Here is a 15,811-nt window from a genome sequence, read left to right on the forward strand (position 1 = left end):
CCCTCAATGAATTCTTTCCTGCGCCTACGCGAAGACGTCGCGGCTGCGCGCACCCACGACCCCGCCGCGCGCAGTAACACCGAGGTGTTCCTTGCCTACAGCGGGCTGCACGCGGTCTGGTCGTACCGGGTTGCCAATCGCCTGTGGCGTGCCGGGCTCCATTTGCCCGCACGTCTGCTGTCTCAGGTGACCCGGTTTCTCACCGGAATTGAGATTCATCCGGGGGCCACGATCGGCCGCCGGCTGTTCATCGACCACGGCATGGGCGTAGTGATTGGGGAGACTGCAGTGCTCGGCGACGATGTGATGCTGTACCACGCGGTGACGCTGGGCGGCAAGAGCCGTCACGGGCATGCGCGGGGGGTGCGGCGGCATCCGTTTCTCGATGACGGCGTCACTGTGGGGGCGGGCGCCAAGGTGCTCGGCCCGATCACGATCGGGGCCTGGAGCACGATCGGCTCGAACGCCGTCGTGACCAAAAATTCCCCTCCGCGCTCCCTGCTGGTCGGCGTACCGGCGACGATACGCCCGCAAACCCCCGCGACGGTCGAGTCTGCCCGCGGAGGGACCCTCGAACCGGAGTACTACCTCTAATACAGCGACCGGGCCCGGGCCCGGAAAGTGGGCCCATGTTCTATCGTGGGCCGGCTTTCCGGGCCCGGGCCCGGTCGGTTAATGCGGGTCCTACTCGGGGTCGCCTAGCTCTGCCAGGCGGGTCTCCTCGTCGGCGTGGATGCAGGAGTCGATGACGGGGCCAAGGGCACCGTTCATAACGGCGTCGAGGTTGTAGGCCTTGTAGCCGGTACGGTGGTCCGCGATGCGGTTCTCCGGAAAGTTGTACGTGCGGATGCGCTCAGAGCGATCCATCGTGCGAATCTGGCCCTTGCGCACGAGCGAGGCCGCCGCGTCGATCTCTTCCTGCTGGCGGGCCAGAACCCGGGCCCGCAAAACGCGCATACCGGCTTCCTTGTTCTGCAGCTGGGACTTCTCGTTCTGCATCGCGACGACGATTCCGGTGGGGAGGTGGGTGATACGCACGGCGGAGTCGGTCGTGTTGACCGACTGACCACCGGGGCCACTCGAGCGGTACACGTCGATTTTAAGATCGTTTGGGTGCAGCTCGACCTCTTCGGGCTCGTCGACCTCGGGGAAGACGAGCACTCCGGCCGCGGAGGTGTGAATGCGTCCCTGAGACTCGGTCGCTGGCACCCGCTGCACGCGGTGCACACCGCCCTCATACTTCAGGTGCGCCCACACGCCCTCGGCCGGGTCACTCGAATTACCCTTGATCGCGAGCTGAATATCTTTGATGCCGCCGAGGTCGCTCGAGGTCTGCTCGATGATCTCGGTCTTCCAGCGATTCGACTCGGCGTAGTGCAGGTACATGCGCAGCAGATCGGCGGCGAACAGCGCCGATTCGGCCCCGCCCTCCCCCATCTTGATCTCCATGATCACGTCGCGGGCATCGAGTTCGTCGCGCGGAATTAGCAGGCGTCGCAGCTTCTCAGCCGTGACATCGAGCTGTTCCACCAGATCTGGAATTTCTTCGGCAAACGCAGCATCTTCATCGGCGAGTTCACGAGCGGCTTCAAGGTTATCGTCAACCTCTTTCCACTCGTGGTAAGCCGCGATGATGCGGCTCAACTCGGCATAACGCCGGTTGACCTTCTTCGAACGGGCCGGATTCGCGTGCAGCTCCGGATCCGCCAACTGCGACTGCAGGTCATCATGCTCGGCCAGCAGCGTGAGGACGGATTCGAACATTACTTGTCCTTATCTGACCCGTTCAGGGTCGGCATCGACTTCTGAACCTGCATGAGGAATTCAACGTTCGACGTAGTCTCCTTGAGACGGCCGAGGATGAGTTCGAGAGCTTGCTGCTGTTCGAGCCCTGCGAGGGCGCGACGCAGCTTCCAGGTGACCTTTACTTCATCGGGGCTCATCAGCATTTCTTCACGACGGGTGCCCGAGGCGTTCACATCGACGGCGGGGAAGATGCGCTTGTCGGCCAACTGACGCGACAGACGCAATTCCATGTTGCCGGTGCCCTTGAACTCTTCGAAGATGACCTCGTCCATCTTGGAACCGGTCTCAACGAGCGCGGAGGCGAGAATGGTGAGCGAGCCACCGTTCTCAATGTTGCGCGCCGCACCGAAGAAACGTTTCGGCGGATACAGAGCGGATGCGTCGACGCCGCCGGAAAGGATTCGACCAGAGGCCGGCGCGACGAGGTTGTAGGCGCGGCCGAGGCGGGTGATCGAGTCGAGCAGCACGACGACATCGTGACCCAGTTCTACGAGACGCTTGGCACGCTCGATGGCGAGCTCGGCGACAACGGTGTGGTCTTCGGCAGGACGGTCGAAGGTCGAGGCGATGACCTCACCCTTCACCGTGCGCTGCATGTCGGTGACCTCTTCGGGCCGCTCATCGACCAGAACGACCATGAGGTGAACCTCGGGGTTGTTGGTGGCGATGGCGTTGGCGATTTGCTGCATGACGATGGTCTTGCCGGCCTTGGGCGGCGCAACGATCAGGCCGCGCTGGCCCTTGCCGATCGGGGCGACGAGGTCGATGATGCGCTGGGTGAGCTTGCCCGGCTCGGTCTCGAGGCGCAGGCGTTCCGTCGGGTACAACGGGGTGAGCTTGTGGAAGTCGACGCGGGCCTGGGCCTCCTCAACGGTCTGGCCGTTGATCGAGTCGACCTTCACGATGGCGTTGTACTTCTGACGACCGGACTGGTCACCCTCGTGCGGCTGCCGGATGGAACCGACAACGGCGTCACCCTTACGCAGGTTGTACTTCTTGACCTGTCCGAGCGAGACGTAGACGTCGCTCGCACCGGGCAGATAGCCCGAGGTGCGCACGAACGCGTAGTTGTCGAGCACATCGAGGATGCCGGCGACGGGAATGAGTACGTCGTCGTCATTGACCTCGGGTTCGAAGTCGTCACCCTGGTTCGGGCCGCGACGCTTGCGGTCACGATACCGGTTGCGGTTGCCACGGCCGTTCAGGTCGTCGTCGAGCCGATCGGGACCCTGGTTACGGTCCTGGCCCTGGTTGCGGTCCTGGCCCTGGTTGCGGTCTGAGCCACGATCGTTCTGACCCTGATTGCGGTCCTGCCCACGATCGTTCTGACCCTGATTGCGGTCGGCCTGCGCCTGGGCACGCTCTTGGTTGCGTTCCTGATTGCGCTCGTTGCGAGCCTGACGCTGGCTCTGCGCCCGGGTCATGCCCTCGTCGTTGGTGCCGTTCTGGTTGCGGTCGCTCTGACCGCGGTCGTTCTGGTTCTGGGTGTTCTGGTTCTGGGTGCTCTGGTTCTGGGTGTTCTGGTTCTGGGTGCTCTGGTCACCCTGGTTGCGATCGGCAGCCTGCGCACGGTCACCACCACGGCTTCGGCTCCGGCTGCGCCCTTGACGGGGCGCCGCGGAATCGCTTGCCTGGTCGGTTGTCTCGTCGGCCGAATCGGCAAAATCGCCAGCTTCGGGAGTGGCTACGACGACATCAATTGGCTCAGCGGGCGACTCGGCGGCCGACTCATCGGGAACCACAGCGGCTGGGCGCAGCGACGAAGCGCGGCGGGATGGACGACGAGCGGGCGGTGTGGCCTCGACGGGTGCATCGGCCGGAGCATCAGAGGAGTCGACGACCGCAACCGCGTCATCGCGGTGAACGGGTGAGACCTGCACGCGCTTGCGTGCCTGCCGTACCGGCTTGTCGGTGTCGGGTGCGGCGGTTGCAGCATCGTCAACGGCGGGAGCAACGGTGTTGGATGCCACCGCGCCACGGGCATTACGCGCGATCCGCGAGCCAGCCGCCGGAGCATCGGGCAGGATGATACCGAATCCGGTGCTGGCGTCGGCATTGACGTGGGACTTGGCGGGAGCGGCGGTAGTGGTACTGGCGCGACGCGGTGCACGCTTGCGCGGAACCGTTTCGAGTGCCTCAGCCAGGCTCGCGATTGGTGCGCTCTCGGGAGCAGCCTCGCCCGGAGCAGCCTCGACCGGTGCAGCCTCGACTACCGGGGCAGCCTCAACCGGAGCAGCGGCGCTCGAGCCGGCCTGAGCGGTTTCGATTGCCTCAACGAGTTCTCCTTTACGAAGTTTGGAAGCGCCGGGGATTTTCAATCCAAGCGCCAGAGCCTGAAGCTCAGACACGCGGAGGGTACTCAGGCGGGGAAGATCCGAGCCAGTGGCGCGGAGGTTGACATCAGTCACGAAAGGGGTTCCTTTCCCCTGCCGAACAAAAATTCAGGCCAGGAGAGATGTATGCAGCGACGAATGCGCTGCGGGTGATCCAATCCGACAGTGGAGGGGATTGGTGTAAACACACACAGCTACGCACGAAATCGCAATAGCAGTGAGGTACAGGGAATGCACCGGAGAAGATGTCGCCGTGGGCGGTCTCTATCGGGTACACAAAAATCATAGCACTCCCGAACCAGCCGAACCGCCAGTCGGGCCGACGTGCACGCGGCAGGTCGGCCCGGTCAGAATACCCGTTACGCGGCGTTCTCCGCGGTAAGCGGATGCACGGTGGCGCCCTGAACGTCGACGGCCAGCATCAGGGCACGCCACGGGGTATCAGATTTGCTCGCAACGAGTTCGGCCGCCACCAGGCGCTGGCCCGGATCACTCGCCAGCACGAGAATGGATGGTCCGGCACCGGACACGACGGCTGCGAAGCCGGCGGCGCGCAGGAGGGTGATGAGTTTATTCGTCTCCGGCATAGCGGCGGCGCGGTAGCTCTGGTGCAGTTTGTCCTCGGTCGCAGCGAGCAGCAGCTCCGGGCTCTGGATAAGCGCGGCGATGAGAAGTGCGGAGCGCGAGAGGTTAAAGACGGCATCCTCGTGCGGCACCGAGGTCGGCTGGAGGCTCCGCGCGAGCGCGGTGGACATCTCCTGCTCGGGCACGAACACCAGCGGTTTGACGCCCCGATGCACCATGAGCTTCTTGTGACGCGGCCCCTCCGGGGTGGTCCAGGCTATGGTCAGACCGCCGAACAGCGCCGGCGCGACGTTGTCGGGGTGTCCTTCCATCTCGGTGGAAAGCACGAGCAGCATTTCCGCATCGATGTCGACGATACCCTCGAGCAGGCCCTTTGCGGCCATGATGCCCGACACGATCGCAGCACCCGACGAGCCCATGCCGCGCCCGTGCGGGATAACGTTGTGCGCGACGATGTTGAGCCCGGGCAGGGGCTGGCCGACGGCGGCGAACGCGTGCGCGATGGCGCGCACGACGAGGTTGCTCTCGTCGGTGGGAACCACACCGGCACCCACACCGTGCACCTCGACGGACACACCGGGAACGCTTCGCACGGTGACCTCGAGCTGGTCGTATTTTGCCAGCGCAAGGCCGAGAGTGTCAAAACCCGGACCGAGGTTGGCCGTCGTGGCCGGCACCTGTACCGAGACGGCGCGTCCGATCAGCGAGACGGGACTGGTCATGCCTTGGCCAGGCCGAGAACGCTGGCGATTTCGGCGGTGTCGACCGGAACGATGGTCGGTGCAACGTCGGAGCCGTCTGCGGTACGCAGAGCCCACTGCGGGTCCTTCAAACCGTGGCCGGTCACGGTGATGACCACGGTCGAGCCGCGGGGAATGAACCCGGCTTCGGCACGCTCCAGCAGACCGGCCACACCGATAGCGGATGCCGGTTCCACGAAAATGCCGACCTCGGCCGAGAGGATGCGGTGGGCTTCGAGAATTTTCGCGTCGGTGATGGCGCCGAAGTAGCCGTCGCTCTGCTCACGTGCGTTCAGCGCGAGGTCCCAGGATGCCGGGTTGCCGATGCGGATGGCGCTCGCAATGGTGTCGGGCTGGTCGACGCGGTGGCCCAGCACGATCGGGGCGCTGCCGGAGGCCTGGAAGCCGAACATGCGCGGCAGCTTCGTGGTGGCGCCGCGAGCTACCTCTTCGCTGTAACCACGAAAATAGGCCGTGTAGTTGCCGGCGTTGCCCACCGGAACGAATTGAAAGTCGGGAGCGTCACCGAGCACCTCGACGACCTCGAACGCGGCCGTCTTCTGGCCCTCGATGCGATCGGGGTTGACCGAGTTGACCAGGTGCACCGGGTAGTTGGTGGCGAGGTCGCGGGCGATGTCGAGGCAGTCGTCGAAATTGCCCTGCACCTGCAGCAGCTGCGCGTTGTGCGCGACGGCCTGGCTGAGCTTGCCCATGGCGATCTTGCCCTCCGGCACGAGCACTGCGGCGGTGATACCGGCATGGGCGGCATAGGCGGCAGCGGAGGCGCTGGTGTTGCCGGTCGACGCGCAGATGACCGCCTTCGCGCCGTCTTCCATGGCCTTGGAGATGGCCATGGTCATGCCTCGGTCCTTGAACGACCCGGTCGGGTTCATACCCTCGAACTTGATCCAGACCTTGGCGCCGGTGCGGGCGGAGAGCGCGGCGGCTGGAATAAGCGGCGTTCCGCCCTCACCCATAGTGATGATCGGCGTCGCGGCCGAGATATTCAGCCGATCGGAGTATTCGTTCAGCACCCCACGCCACTGGCGGCTGACAATCGCGCCGGGCTTGGTCAGGTTGGCACTGGTCTCGCTTGGGCTAAACATCAGACTCCTTCAACTCTCAATACGGATGCGACTTCGCTGACGACACTATTGGTGGCCAGATCATGCACGGTGGCGGCGAGTGCGGCCTCCGTTGCGTCATGGGTCCCGATTACTAGGGTAGCCGTGGCTGAGCGCGCTGCGCGACTCTGTGTAGCCATCACGGCCGGTGTCATGGATTGCTCCACGAGCGCCAACGAGACCAGACGTTTGCTGAACACGCTCGCGATGGTCGCGAGTACGCCGGGCTCGTCGGTGACCTCGAGGGTCACCGCGTACCGGGTCGTGACCCGGCCGATGTCAAAGACGGGCAGCGCAGCGTAGCTCGATGCGGCCACTCCCGGCCCTCCGGCGACGTGACGCCTGGCAATGGAAACGACGTCGCCAAGCACAGCAGAAGCCGTCTCCACTCCCCCGGCCCCGGCCCCGTAAAACATGAGGCTGCCGGCTGATTCCGCTTCGACGAAGACGGCATTGTTCGCGCCGTGCACCGCAGCGAGCGGATGGCTGCGCGGCACCATCGCCGGGTAGACCCGTGCCGACACCCCGTCCACGCCGTTCTCGTCGGTAACACGCTCGCAGATAGCCAGCAATTTCACGACATAGCCAGCTTTGCGTGCCGATTCGATCTGCGCGGAGGTGACCGAGGTGATGCCCTCGCGATAAACGGATGCCAGCGGAACCGTCGTGTGAAACGCCAGACTCGCCAGAATGGCCGCTTTCTGCGCCGCGTCGTAGCCCCCGATGTCGGCGGTCGGATCGGCCTCCGCGTAACCGAGCGCGGTCGCCTCGGCCAGCGCGTCTTCGAGACTGGACCCTTCGGTATCCATCCGGTCGAGAATGAAGTTGGTGGTGCCGTTGACGATGCCGAGGATTCGCTTGATCTGGTCTCCGGCGAGGCTTTCCCGCAGCGGACGCACGATGGGAATAGCCCCGGCGACGGCGGCCTCGTAGTTGATCTGGGCGCCCACCTGGTTCGCGGCCTCGAACAGTTCGGATCCATGGAGGGCCAGCAGCGCCTTATTGGCGGTGACAACATCCGCTCCACTGCTGATCGCAAGCAGAATATGGCTGCGGGCCGGCTCGATGCCGCCCATCAGTTCAATGACGATGTCGGCGCTGAGGATGAGTTCCTCGGCGTTGGTCGTGAATAGTTCTCGTGGCAGGTCGACAGAGCGTTCCGCGTTGACATCGCGAACCGCGATGCCGACCAGTTCGAGCGTGGCGCCGATGCGGTTGGCGAGTTCTGGCCCCTGTTCCAGCAGCAGGCGGGCGACCTGGGCGCCGACCGATCCACCGCCGAGGAGGGCTACGCGCAGATTACGGTATTCGATCTTCAAGATTTTCCTCCGTTGGAGGGCTGCTGCGCCCCGGTGTCCCGCGCGAGCAGATCGGCAATTGTCTCGCCGCGCACGAGCACTCGTGCTGTGCCGTCGAGTACAGCGATGACGGGCGCACGGCCCTGAAAGTTGTAGTTGTTGGAAAGTGCCCAGCAGTAGGCGCCGGTGGCCGGCACAGCGAGCAGATCACCGGGAGTCACATCACCGGGCAGATAGTCGGCATCGACCACGATGTCGCCGCTCTCGCAGTGCTTGCCGGCGATGCGCACGAGCACCGGCTCGCTGCTCGACGCTCGATCAGCCAGGCGCACAGCGTAGTCGGCGCCGTAGAGGGCCGGGCGCACGTTGTCGCTCATTCCACCGTCGACGCTCACGTAGAGCCGCGAGGTGCCGGAGACGTCGACGGCCTTGGTGGTGCCAACGCGGTAGAGGCTCACGCCGGCGCGACCGATGATGACGCGGCCGGGTTCGAACGCGACGATCGGCAGCGGAATGTTCAGCCGAGCGCACTCGGCCGCGACGATGTCGGCCAGGGCGACGGCCAGTTCGCGAATCGGGGTGGGTTCGTCGGCACTCGTGTAGGCGATGCCGAAGCCCCCGCCGAGGTTGAGCTCGGGTATCGGGCCATCGGCGAGCAGTACGGCGTGCAGATCGAGCAACCGAGCGGCCGACTCGGCGAATCCGTCGGCACCGAAGATCTGCGAGCCGATGTGACAGTGCAGGCCGACGAAGTTGAGAGCCGTTTCGGCGCGAATAAGCGTGACGAGCCTCGGCGCATCGGTGAGCACGATGCCAAATTTCTGGTCTTCGTGGGAGGTGGCCAGAAAATCGTGGGTGTGCGCGTGCACGCCGCTGTTCACGCGCAGGCGCACGTTCTGCACCCGACCGTTTCGAGCGGCGGCTTCGGCAACACGGCCGATTTCGACCTCGCTGTCGATCACGATCGTGCCGACACCGACCCGAGTGGCCTGATCGAGTTCGGCGAGTGACTTGTTATTGCCGTGAAAACCGAGCCGGGCCGGATCGGCGCCGCCGGCCAGAGCGACGGCCAGTTCGCCGCCGCTGCACACGTCGATGTTGAGCCCGGCAGCGATCATCCAGCGCACTACCTCGGTCGAGAGAAAAGCCTTGCCGGCGTAGTACACCTTGGCGCTCGTGCCGATGCGGGCGAACTCGGCTTGGAACACGGCCAGCAGCTCGGCGGCGCGCGCGCGGGCATCCGCTTCATCGATGACGTAGAGGGGGGTGCCGAATTCGGCAGCGAGGGCCGTGGCACTCACGTTGCCGAGCACGAGTTCGCCGGTGCGGCTGCGGGTCGCCGAGGCGGGCCACAGACCGGGCGCGATGTCGTTGGCGTCGGCGGGTAGGCGCAGCCAGTCGGGCGCCAGCGGATTTGGTCTAGGTGTCACGGGAACTACCTCACGAGAGTCGAAGGGGAATCTCAGCGAGCGAACCCGGATTGGTCCCTGAAGCCGGAAAATTGACAGCCCGGGTGAGCGGGTGTGCCTGCGGTATTCTACCGCCGCAGATGGTGGCGTTCGAATTAACCAGCGCAGCTGCCGAGGGTGGTCAGCGACTGCGCGGTAAGCATAAGCGTGCTTGACTCCAGCGTAACGCGTGCGCGCTCGGGCGAAATATCAACGCCACTCAGCTCGATTCCTTCGGGCAGATAACTCGCAACGCAGACCCCGATCGGTGCCTGCTGCAGGATCAGGTTGACGAGGGGTGTCGCGTCGATGTCGCCGACGCCGCTCGTCACGGTGGCGTCGGTGGGGCTGAAGTTCAGCGTGTCCCCGGCTGCGCTGGCCGTGGCCGTGGCGCTATAGCCCACATTGAACTCGAACAACTTCACGGTGCCGGTATACGCCACGGTGCCGTCGCCGAGGGTCATCACGGCGTCGGCGGGAGCGGTGCCGGAGGCCTGCACCAGTTGATTGAGCGCGTCCTGATCGAGGTCGAGCGTGGCGTTGAGCGAGCCGATGGCCTTGGCGGTGTTGGTCGACACGTCGCGGGCAACGACGTGAACGGAGGCCGGCACGCCGTCGACCGCCAGGTTCGGTGCGGTGAGCTCAATCTCATCGAAGCTGCCGGCGATGAACTGCGCAATGACGGAGGTGCCGCCGATAGCGACTGTGATGTCGCCGGTCACGGAAGCGGGCATCCGGTTGCTGATTTCGACTTCGGCGCGGTCCTGCGCGAACGCACGTACGCCGCTGTCGATGAGAAAATAGGCGACGACCAGCAGAATCGCGAGTACGCCGACAATGATGAGCGGAACAAGGCCGCGACGCTTGGTTTTGGCCATGATCACATGCGCTCCGGGGCGGTGACGCCGAGCAGGCCGAGGCCGTTGCGGATCACCTGACACGTCGCGTCGTTGAGCCACAAACGGGTGCGGTGCAGGTCGGTGACCGGTTCTTCGCCGAGGGGAATAACCCGGCAGTTGTCGTACCAGCGGTGGTAGTAGCCGGCGACCTCTTCGATGTAGCGGGCCACCCTATGGGGCTCCCGCAGTTCAGCGGCCTGGGCCACGACGCGCGGAAATTCCTGCAGCACGCCCAGCAGTGCGGATTCGCTGTCGTGCACGAGCAGTTCGGGGGCGAAGACGGTGCGTTCGACGCCGCTCGAACTGGCGTTGCGGGCGACCGAGCAGGTGCGGGCGTGGGCGTACTGCACGTAGAAGACGGGATTGTCGTTGGTGCGTTTTCCGAGCAGGTCGAGGTCGATGTCAAGCTGTGAGTCGCTGTTCGAGCGCACCAGGGCGTAGCGGCCGGCGTCGACCCCGACGGCATCGACGAGGTCGTCGAGGGTGACAATGGTGCCGGCCCGCTTTGACATGCGCACCGGTTCGCCGTCTTTGAGCAGGTTGACCATCTGGCCGATCAGAATCTGCAGGTTCACGCCGGGCTCGTCGCCGAAGGCCGACACCATGGCCATCATGCGGCCGACATAGCCGTGATGGTCGGCCCCGAGCATGATCAGACACTGGTCGAATCCGCGCTCGCGCTTATCAAGGTAGTAGCCGAGGTCACCGGAGATGTAGGCCGGTTCGCCATTCGAGCGGATGATTACCCGGTCACGATCATCACCGAAGGTGGTCGTGCGCAGCCAGATGGCGCCATCCGCTTCGAAGATGTGGCCCTGCTCGCGCAAGCGTTCGATGGCGCGGTCGACGGCGCCGGATTCGTGCAGGGAATCCTCGTGAAAGTACACATCGAAGTCCACACCGAAGCCGTGCAGTTTGTCCTTGATCTCGGTGAACATGAGGTCGACACCGATCGAGCGAAACACCTCCTGCTGAGCGTCCCGGGGAAGGGCGGCGACGTCGCCGTCGTACTTCGCGAGCACGTTGGCGGCGATATCGCCGATGTACGCTCCGCCGTAGCCGTCTTCGGGGGTGGGTTCGCCGAGGTAGCTGGCGAGCACGCTGCGGGCGAAGCGGTCGATCTGCGAACCGTGGTCGTTGAAGTAGTACTCGCGGGTCACGTCGGCGCCCTCGGCCGCCAGCACGCGGGCCAGGCTGTCGCCGACCGCGGCCCAGCGCACGCCGCCCATGTGGATGGGCCCGGTGGGGTTAGCCGAAACGAATTCGAGGTTGATTTTGAGACCGTCATACAGGTGGCCGGTGCCGTAGACAGTGCCCTGGTCGACGATGGTCTTGGCGAGCGCGCCGGCGGCGGCAGCCTCAAGGCGAATGTTGATGAAGCCGGGGCCGGCGATTTCAACGGATGAGACATCCGCCAGCTGTTCGAGACCAGCGGCCAGTTCGGCCGCGATTTCACGCGGGTTCGCACCGAGGGGTTTGGCGATCTTCAGCGCGATGCTTGAAGCCCAGTCGCCGTGGTCGCGGTTGCGCGGGCGTTCGACAGCGACGTCGGCGAGGGTGAGTCCGAGGTCTACCCCTGCCGTGTCAGCCTCGCGTCGGCGTTCGCTGACGCCCTGGATGAGGTCGAAAAGGGACTGGGAGAGTTCGGCAGGAGTCACTGCACAATCGTACCGGCCCCTCCTGTTGGTAAGGTCAACGCGTGACTGATACCCGCGTCTACCCCCTTTTTGTTCGCACCGCTGCACGCACCGGCGGAGCTGCCACGCGCCGACATGCCGGGTTGATGCTCGCAGGCGGAGCACTGCTCGCTCTCCTTTTGGCCGGCTGCAGCGGAGCAGAAGAACCGACGCCGACGGATTCCGCGGCCGCGACGGGCGAAGCATCCGCTGACCCGACGACGCGAGCTGAGCCGTCGTCGTCTCCCACCCCGACAGCGGAAGCGACCGGTTCTCCGATTGCGCAGCTCTGTGGCGACCTGCTCACCCTGCAGGATGTCTACGATTTCAACCCGAATTACGGCACCGCCCCGAATTATTCGCCAACCGCTGACGGTCTCGCCGAGACCGCCACGACCTACAACGGGCTAACCTGTGGCTGGTCAAACCAGACCAGCGGCGAACTCATCGAGGTCTCGGTCGTCGCGCCCAACGATGTGTTGATGACCACGCTCAAGCAGCAGGCGGATGCCGACAGCCAGGCCGTGCCGACGTACGGTACCCCGCCGGCCGTCGACGGTTTCTTCACCTACGCCGGTGGCGTGGGCCAGGCGCAGGTCTTCACGGAACAGTACTGGGTCACTCTCAGCACCTCCGCGTTCTTTGAGCCCGGCGATGCGGAGTCCCTCATCTCGACGGTGCTGTCGCACCTCGGCTAGCAGATTCTGCCAGCTGGCTCGTCATGGGTCTTGGCAGCCGAGCCAGGATGCTAACCTTGAATCACCCTGGCCCCCATAGCTCAGGGGATAGAGCACTGCCCTCCGGAGGCAGGGGCGGCAGTTCGAATCTGCCTGGGGGCACATTGGCCAAATCCGCGTAATCACGCGGATCTAAGCCCCTTCAGCAGCTGTCGCCAAAGCTGGCGTATCGTCACTTGCCCACATTTTGCCCACATTTAGTTTCATAATGACCTGATTCAGCGCCGTTGCGACGCTGTCAAGGTCGTCGTCGAAGAGGTCGCTGTACGTGTCGAGCGTCTCTTTTGCGGAGGCATGCCCGAGCATTCGTTGAAGCGCTTTGACGTTTGCTCCCGCAGAAACGGCCAGGCTTGCGCACGTGTGGCGGAGTTCATGAGGAGTCAGTCCCGGCACGCCGATTTCGACGGCAGCCGCATCGAACCAACCGCGTCGAAACACCCGATTTCGCGAAGACCTCCACATCACCCTCCGCGAATCGGCCGGACACTTCAACACCTGGCCCGGCACCCTCTCCCGAATCGAACGAGAACTCAGCCGAGACGACAACCTCGCGAGCCAATTCCGGGACTGGCTCCACGAGCAAAAAGCCGTCCAAAATATCAATTGACAACTATAGGAGCATCACGTACGGTCTGCGGAAGCTGAAGGCTTAACCCTGGACGTCATTGGACTGAAGACTCACAAAGAGATCGACGCGGCTATCGAAGCGGCTCGTACACCGGAAGAAGTTGTAGAACCACCTGTCGAAGTCCAAGCCAAGACCCCAGCTGAAACACCTGTTGAAACTGAATAACGTCAGTCAACGCGACATCTAGCGCCCCACGGGGCGCTATTTATCTCCCCAAAAGCCTGCGAGAGAAGAAGGCTCACAGACTGTATCGACATTATTGATCGGTTATGTTCGACGCGAGGAGACTAACTTTAGTTAATATCGTTGATATCTAAAGTTGAGATAATGCGGTTTCCTTCGATATTTGGATCTTTAATTAACCCTAAGTATGTATTTGACATATGATTACCATTAGGTAGTCTACCTGCATACATAGTATTCTCGTCGTTGATTTCTACTCGCTGTTGAACCACAATTATCAATTTTTCTTCGGATTCGCTCTCAACCGAAACGCTAAGTGTTTTGATCTCGCTTTGTAGGGGTTCTTTGTTTAAAGAATTGGAGTTTTGCCTGTTTTCATCACTATAGGTTTGTGTGAAGCCGATAATTGCAGCAGCGTTGCTTTTTTCGACACCGCTTATATAATCCATTACGTACGGATTAGATTCATAGTCCTGACCGAACAATCCAGTAGCATATACATGCACGTTGTTTTTTGCAATTTCTGCTGCGTATATATCCATATCTGGAAGCCCAGCTTCTACCCATGCATAAAAAGTTTCGGAGGTCGCGCCAGCTGATCCCCATCGGCTAATATTACTTGTATATTTTTCGCCAACCGCTTGACCGTCTAAATCGGGAGTAAAACGAAGGCTTTCTAAGGTAGCTATTTCATTTTCAGGGGTAATTGCGGGGTCGTTACCGTTGGAGATATGCTCGGTGGGCGTTATGGGTTCTTGGCTGGATACGGTGTCCGGGGTGTCAACTGCCGGATCGGGAGCATCGGTACTAGCTTTCGTCGAACAACTGCTCAGAAGGCTGATCGCTAGCAGTCCACTGACGAGTGCTGTCGTAGGGCCTGTGATGCGCATAGCTCTCCCTGGAGTTGGTATGGCGATGAGGGTTGGACGCCTGTGCCCGACCCAGTAATCGCACGATAGCGGCTGGATGGGGTGTTGGCTAGCGCTTGACTTGGCTCATTACGTTGAAAGCGTTTACGACATCGAGACCCCGAACTGTCACGCCTGCTTGCAGTGCCTAGAAGTCGCTGGCTTTGACGTGTCGCTGTATTGGATCTGCCCGTCTTGCAGGGTCGCTCACCTGATCCCCTAGCTCTTTTGAGCACTTCGAGTACAGTCACCGCATGGATCATAAGGTCACAACTCTCGTTCCACCCGTGAAGAAGCAAAACGTGGACTCTGCGGTCTATGCGAACCGAAGGGAGTGGACGCTCGTATCAGTCAGCCAGTGCGCCCCAAACGAGCCGATGTTCCTGTTCTGGCGTAAGGACTAGATTTTGCGAAACTAGTTCGTGGCCCCTGTGTACTCCGGAACGCCCACTATCTCGCGAACCATGTCAATGAAGTCGAGATTCTTCTGGTTGAACGTATTCAACAACTGGATGTCGTTGGCAGTCTTGTCGCTCTCAAGTTGTGCTAGATCAGGCAGGAACCCCTTGGAAGCAATGCGAACGTTGGTTGGCGCAATCAAAGCAAGAGCTTGACCCTTTAATACCATCGCGCGAATGGCGAGCCCGTAGATGTGGTGTTGGGCGTTGTAAGCATCCGCTGATCCCGGAATGGTGGGGATACGTTGCAAAGCCCGGAGCTCGTGAACGGCCGTCTCTCGTGCCGCCAGAAACTCGCTGGCTCGGAGTAGCAGCCGTTCGTTCCATAGCTGCGTGTCGTCACGCTTAGCCTTTCGAATATCAGCCGCCTTAGCGGTGACAAAGCTGATAATTCCACCCAGCCCACCACCGATAACCAGAAAGATGCCTGCGATAACTGGCACGACCCATGACGGTGTACCTGGTTGACCTCCTACTACTTCAATCAGTATTGGAGAGGGTGTAGGAGTTGGAGTCACACGGCGACTTTAGCAGTTGGGGTGTGCTCCTATTTACTTTTCCTAGCCGCTCGTTCATATTCAGGGCAAAGGACACATCTGAATTAATGCCAACAACTCTTCGCACAGCATCATTCAAGAACATCAACCTACGCGAACGAACAGAGCTGATCGCGGATGTCCCTGCTGGCGTAAACCTGTTGCCTGTGGTGAGCACCGAAGGCTACGTATCAGGCGACGTTATCTATGTCGGCACACTCAGTCGTGAAGGCTGCGAAAGAGCCGCAGTCGATTCGATTGTCAGCGTCACGTCGCTGAGCCTGGCGATGCCACTAGAACGCCCGCACAGTGCGTTTGAATCAGTCTGGCCTTGACCCCGTTGTGTGGACACCTCACAAGAGAGAATGTTCACTATGGCAAGATCACGTCGGGACTTCACCCCTGAGTACAAAGACGAGGCCGTGAAGCTGGTCGTCACCACGGGCAGAGCG

At 62.4% G+C, this 15,811-nt stretch carries 13 protein-coding genes, 1 tRNA gene and 1 pseudogene; 4 read left to right on the top strand and 11 right to left on the bottom strand.

The genetic code is table 11. The annotated features are described in order from the left end of the window. The first annotated feature begins 6 nt into the window (after nucleotides 1-6). Complete coding sequence (gene epsC, locus E3T51_RS09170) at nucleotides 7-594, top strand: serine O-acetyltransferase EpsC (RefSeq protein ID WP_134529575.1); 588 nt, start codon at nucleotides 7-9, stop codon at nucleotides 592-594. 90 nt (nucleotides 595-684) lie between these two features. Here epsC and prfA read toward each other — a convergent pair whose 3' ends face one another. The 8 genes from prfA to argS form a co-directional block, all read right to left on the bottom strand. Continuing rightward, nucleotides 685-1,764 (bottom strand): peptide chain release factor 1, encoded by a 1,080-nt coding sequence (prfA, locus tag E3T51_RS09175; protein ID WP_092109373.1) that lies wholly within the window; start codon nucleotides 1,762-1,764, stop codon nucleotides 685-687. After that, a complete protein-coding gene (gene rho, locus E3T51_RS09180) occupies nucleotides 1,764-4,214 on the bottom strand; it encodes a transcription termination factor Rho (RefSeq protein ID WP_134529576.1) in 2,451 nt (816 codons plus the stop codon). Before rho ends, prfA begins: the two co-directional genes overlap by 1 nt. 284 nt (nucleotides 4,215-4,498) lie before the next feature. Beyond that, nucleotides 4,499-5,446, bottom strand: a complete 948-nt coding sequence (gene thrB / locus E3T51_RS09185) for a homoserine kinase (protein WP_134529577.1) — start codon at nucleotides 5,444-5,446, stop codon at nucleotides 4,499-4,501. Next, nucleotides 5,443-6,570, bottom strand: a complete 1,128-nt coding sequence (gene thrC, locus E3T51_RS09190; RefSeq protein WP_134529578.1) for a threonine synthase — start codon at nucleotides 6,568-6,570, stop codon at nucleotides 5,443-5,445. The genes thrB and thrC overlap by 4 nt, the downstream gene beginning before the upstream one ends. Further along, nucleotides 6,570-7,907, bottom strand: a complete 1,338-nt coding sequence (locus tag E3T51_RS09195; protein WP_241989241.1) for a homoserine dehydrogenase — start codon at nucleotides 7,905-7,907, stop codon at nucleotides 6,570-6,572. The genes thrC and E3T51_RS09195 overlap by 1 nt, the downstream gene beginning before the upstream one ends. Then, a complete protein-coding gene (gene lysA, locus E3T51_RS09200; protein WP_134529579.1) occupies nucleotides 7,904-9,316 on the bottom strand; it encodes a diaminopimelate decarboxylase in 1,413 nt (470 codons plus the stop codon). Before lysA ends, E3T51_RS09195 begins: the two co-directional genes overlap by 4 nt. 134 nt (nucleotides 9,317-9,450) lie before the next feature. After that, nucleotides 9,451-10,212, bottom strand: a complete 762-nt coding sequence (locus tag E3T51_RS09205; protein WP_134529580.1) for an LmeA family phospholipid-binding protein — start codon at nucleotides 10,210-10,212, stop codon at nucleotides 9,451-9,453. 2 nt (nucleotides 10,213-10,214) lie between these two features. Beyond that, entirely contained in the window at nucleotides 10,215-11,891 is a 1,677-nt protein-coding gene (gene argS, locus E3T51_RS09210; protein WP_134529581.1) for an arginine--tRNA ligase, read from the bottom strand. A gap of 41 nt (nucleotides 11,892-11,932) precedes the next feature. On the opposite strand from argS, the gene E3T51_RS09215 reads away from it, so the two are divergent. Next, nucleotides 11,933-12,607 (top strand): iron ABC transporter ATP-binding protein, encoded by a 675-nt coding sequence (locus tag E3T51_RS09215; RefSeq protein WP_134529582.1) that lies wholly within the window; start codon nucleotides 11,933-11,935, stop codon nucleotides 12,605-12,607. Between the two features lie 69 nt (nucleotides 12,608-12,676). Then, nucleotides 12,677-12,748 (top strand) — tRNA-Arg (locus E3T51_RS09220). A 30-nt stretch (nucleotides 12,749-12,778) separates the two neighbouring features. Here E3T51_RS09220 and E3T51_RS09225 read toward each other — a convergent pair. The 3 genes and pseudogenes from E3T51_RS09225 to E3T51_RS09235 form a co-directional block, all read right to left on the bottom strand. Next, nucleotides 12,779-13,069 (bottom strand): annotated as a pseudogene (locus E3T51_RS09225) (tyrosine-type recombinase/integrase); the annotation flags it as partial. 498 nt (nucleotides 13,070-13,567) lie between these two features. Beyond that, nucleotides 13,568-14,347 carry a hypothetical protein gene (locus tag E3T51_RS09230; protein ID WP_134529583.1) on the bottom strand — a complete coding sequence of 260 codons (780 nt, stop codon included), beginning with the start codon at nucleotides 14,345-14,347 and terminating at the stop codon, nucleotides 13,568-13,570. A 433-nt stretch (nucleotides 14,348-14,780) separates the two neighbouring features. After that, entirely contained in the window at nucleotides 14,781-15,266 is a 486-nt protein-coding gene (locus E3T51_RS09235; protein ID WP_134529584.1) for a hypothetical protein, read from the bottom strand. Nucleotides 15,267-15,427: 161 nt separating this feature from the next. On the opposite strand from E3T51_RS09235, the gene E3T51_RS09240 reads away from it, so the two are divergent. Then, nucleotides 15,428-15,694: a hypothetical protein gene (locus tag E3T51_RS09240; protein ID WP_134529585.1), complete on the top strand. Its 267-nt coding sequence runs from the start codon at nucleotides 15,428-15,430 to the stop codon at nucleotides 15,692-15,694. Nucleotides 15,695-15,811 lie beyond the last annotated feature (117 nt).

This window comes from Cryobacterium serini (assembly GCF_004404025.1).
GTDB lineage: Bacteria > Actinomycetota > Actinomycetes > Actinomycetales > Microbacteriaceae > Cryobacterium > Cryobacterium serini.

Bases quoted from the DNA above. Each gene is read 5' to 3' on its own strand.
- epsC (WP_134529575.1), top strand. From the start codon at position 7: ATGAATTCTTTCCTGCGCCTACGCGAAGACGTCGCGGCTGCGCGCACC.
- prfA (WP_092109373.1), bottom strand. From the start codon at position 1,764: ATGTTCGAATCCGTCCTCACGCTGCTGGCCGAGCATGATGACCTGCAG.
- thrB (WP_134529577.1), bottom strand. From the start codon at position 5,446: ATGACCAGTCCCGTCTCGCTGATCGGACGCGCCGTCTCGGTACAGGTG.
- thrC (WP_134529578.1), bottom strand. From the start codon at position 6,570: ATGTTTAGCCCAAGCGAGACCAGTGCCAACCTGACCAAGCCCGGCGCG.
- E3T51_RS09205 (WP_134529580.1), bottom strand. From the start codon at position 10,212: ATGGCCAAAACCAAGCGTCGCGGCCTTGTTCCGCTCATCATTGTCGGC.
- E3T51_RS09230 (WP_134529583.1), bottom strand. From the start codon at position 14,347: ATGCGCATCACAGGCCCTACGACAGCACTCGTCAGTGGACTGCTAGCG.
- E3T51_RS09240 (WP_134529585.1), top strand. From the start codon at position 15,428: ATGCCAACAACTCTTCGCACAGCATCATTCAAGAACATCAACCTACGC.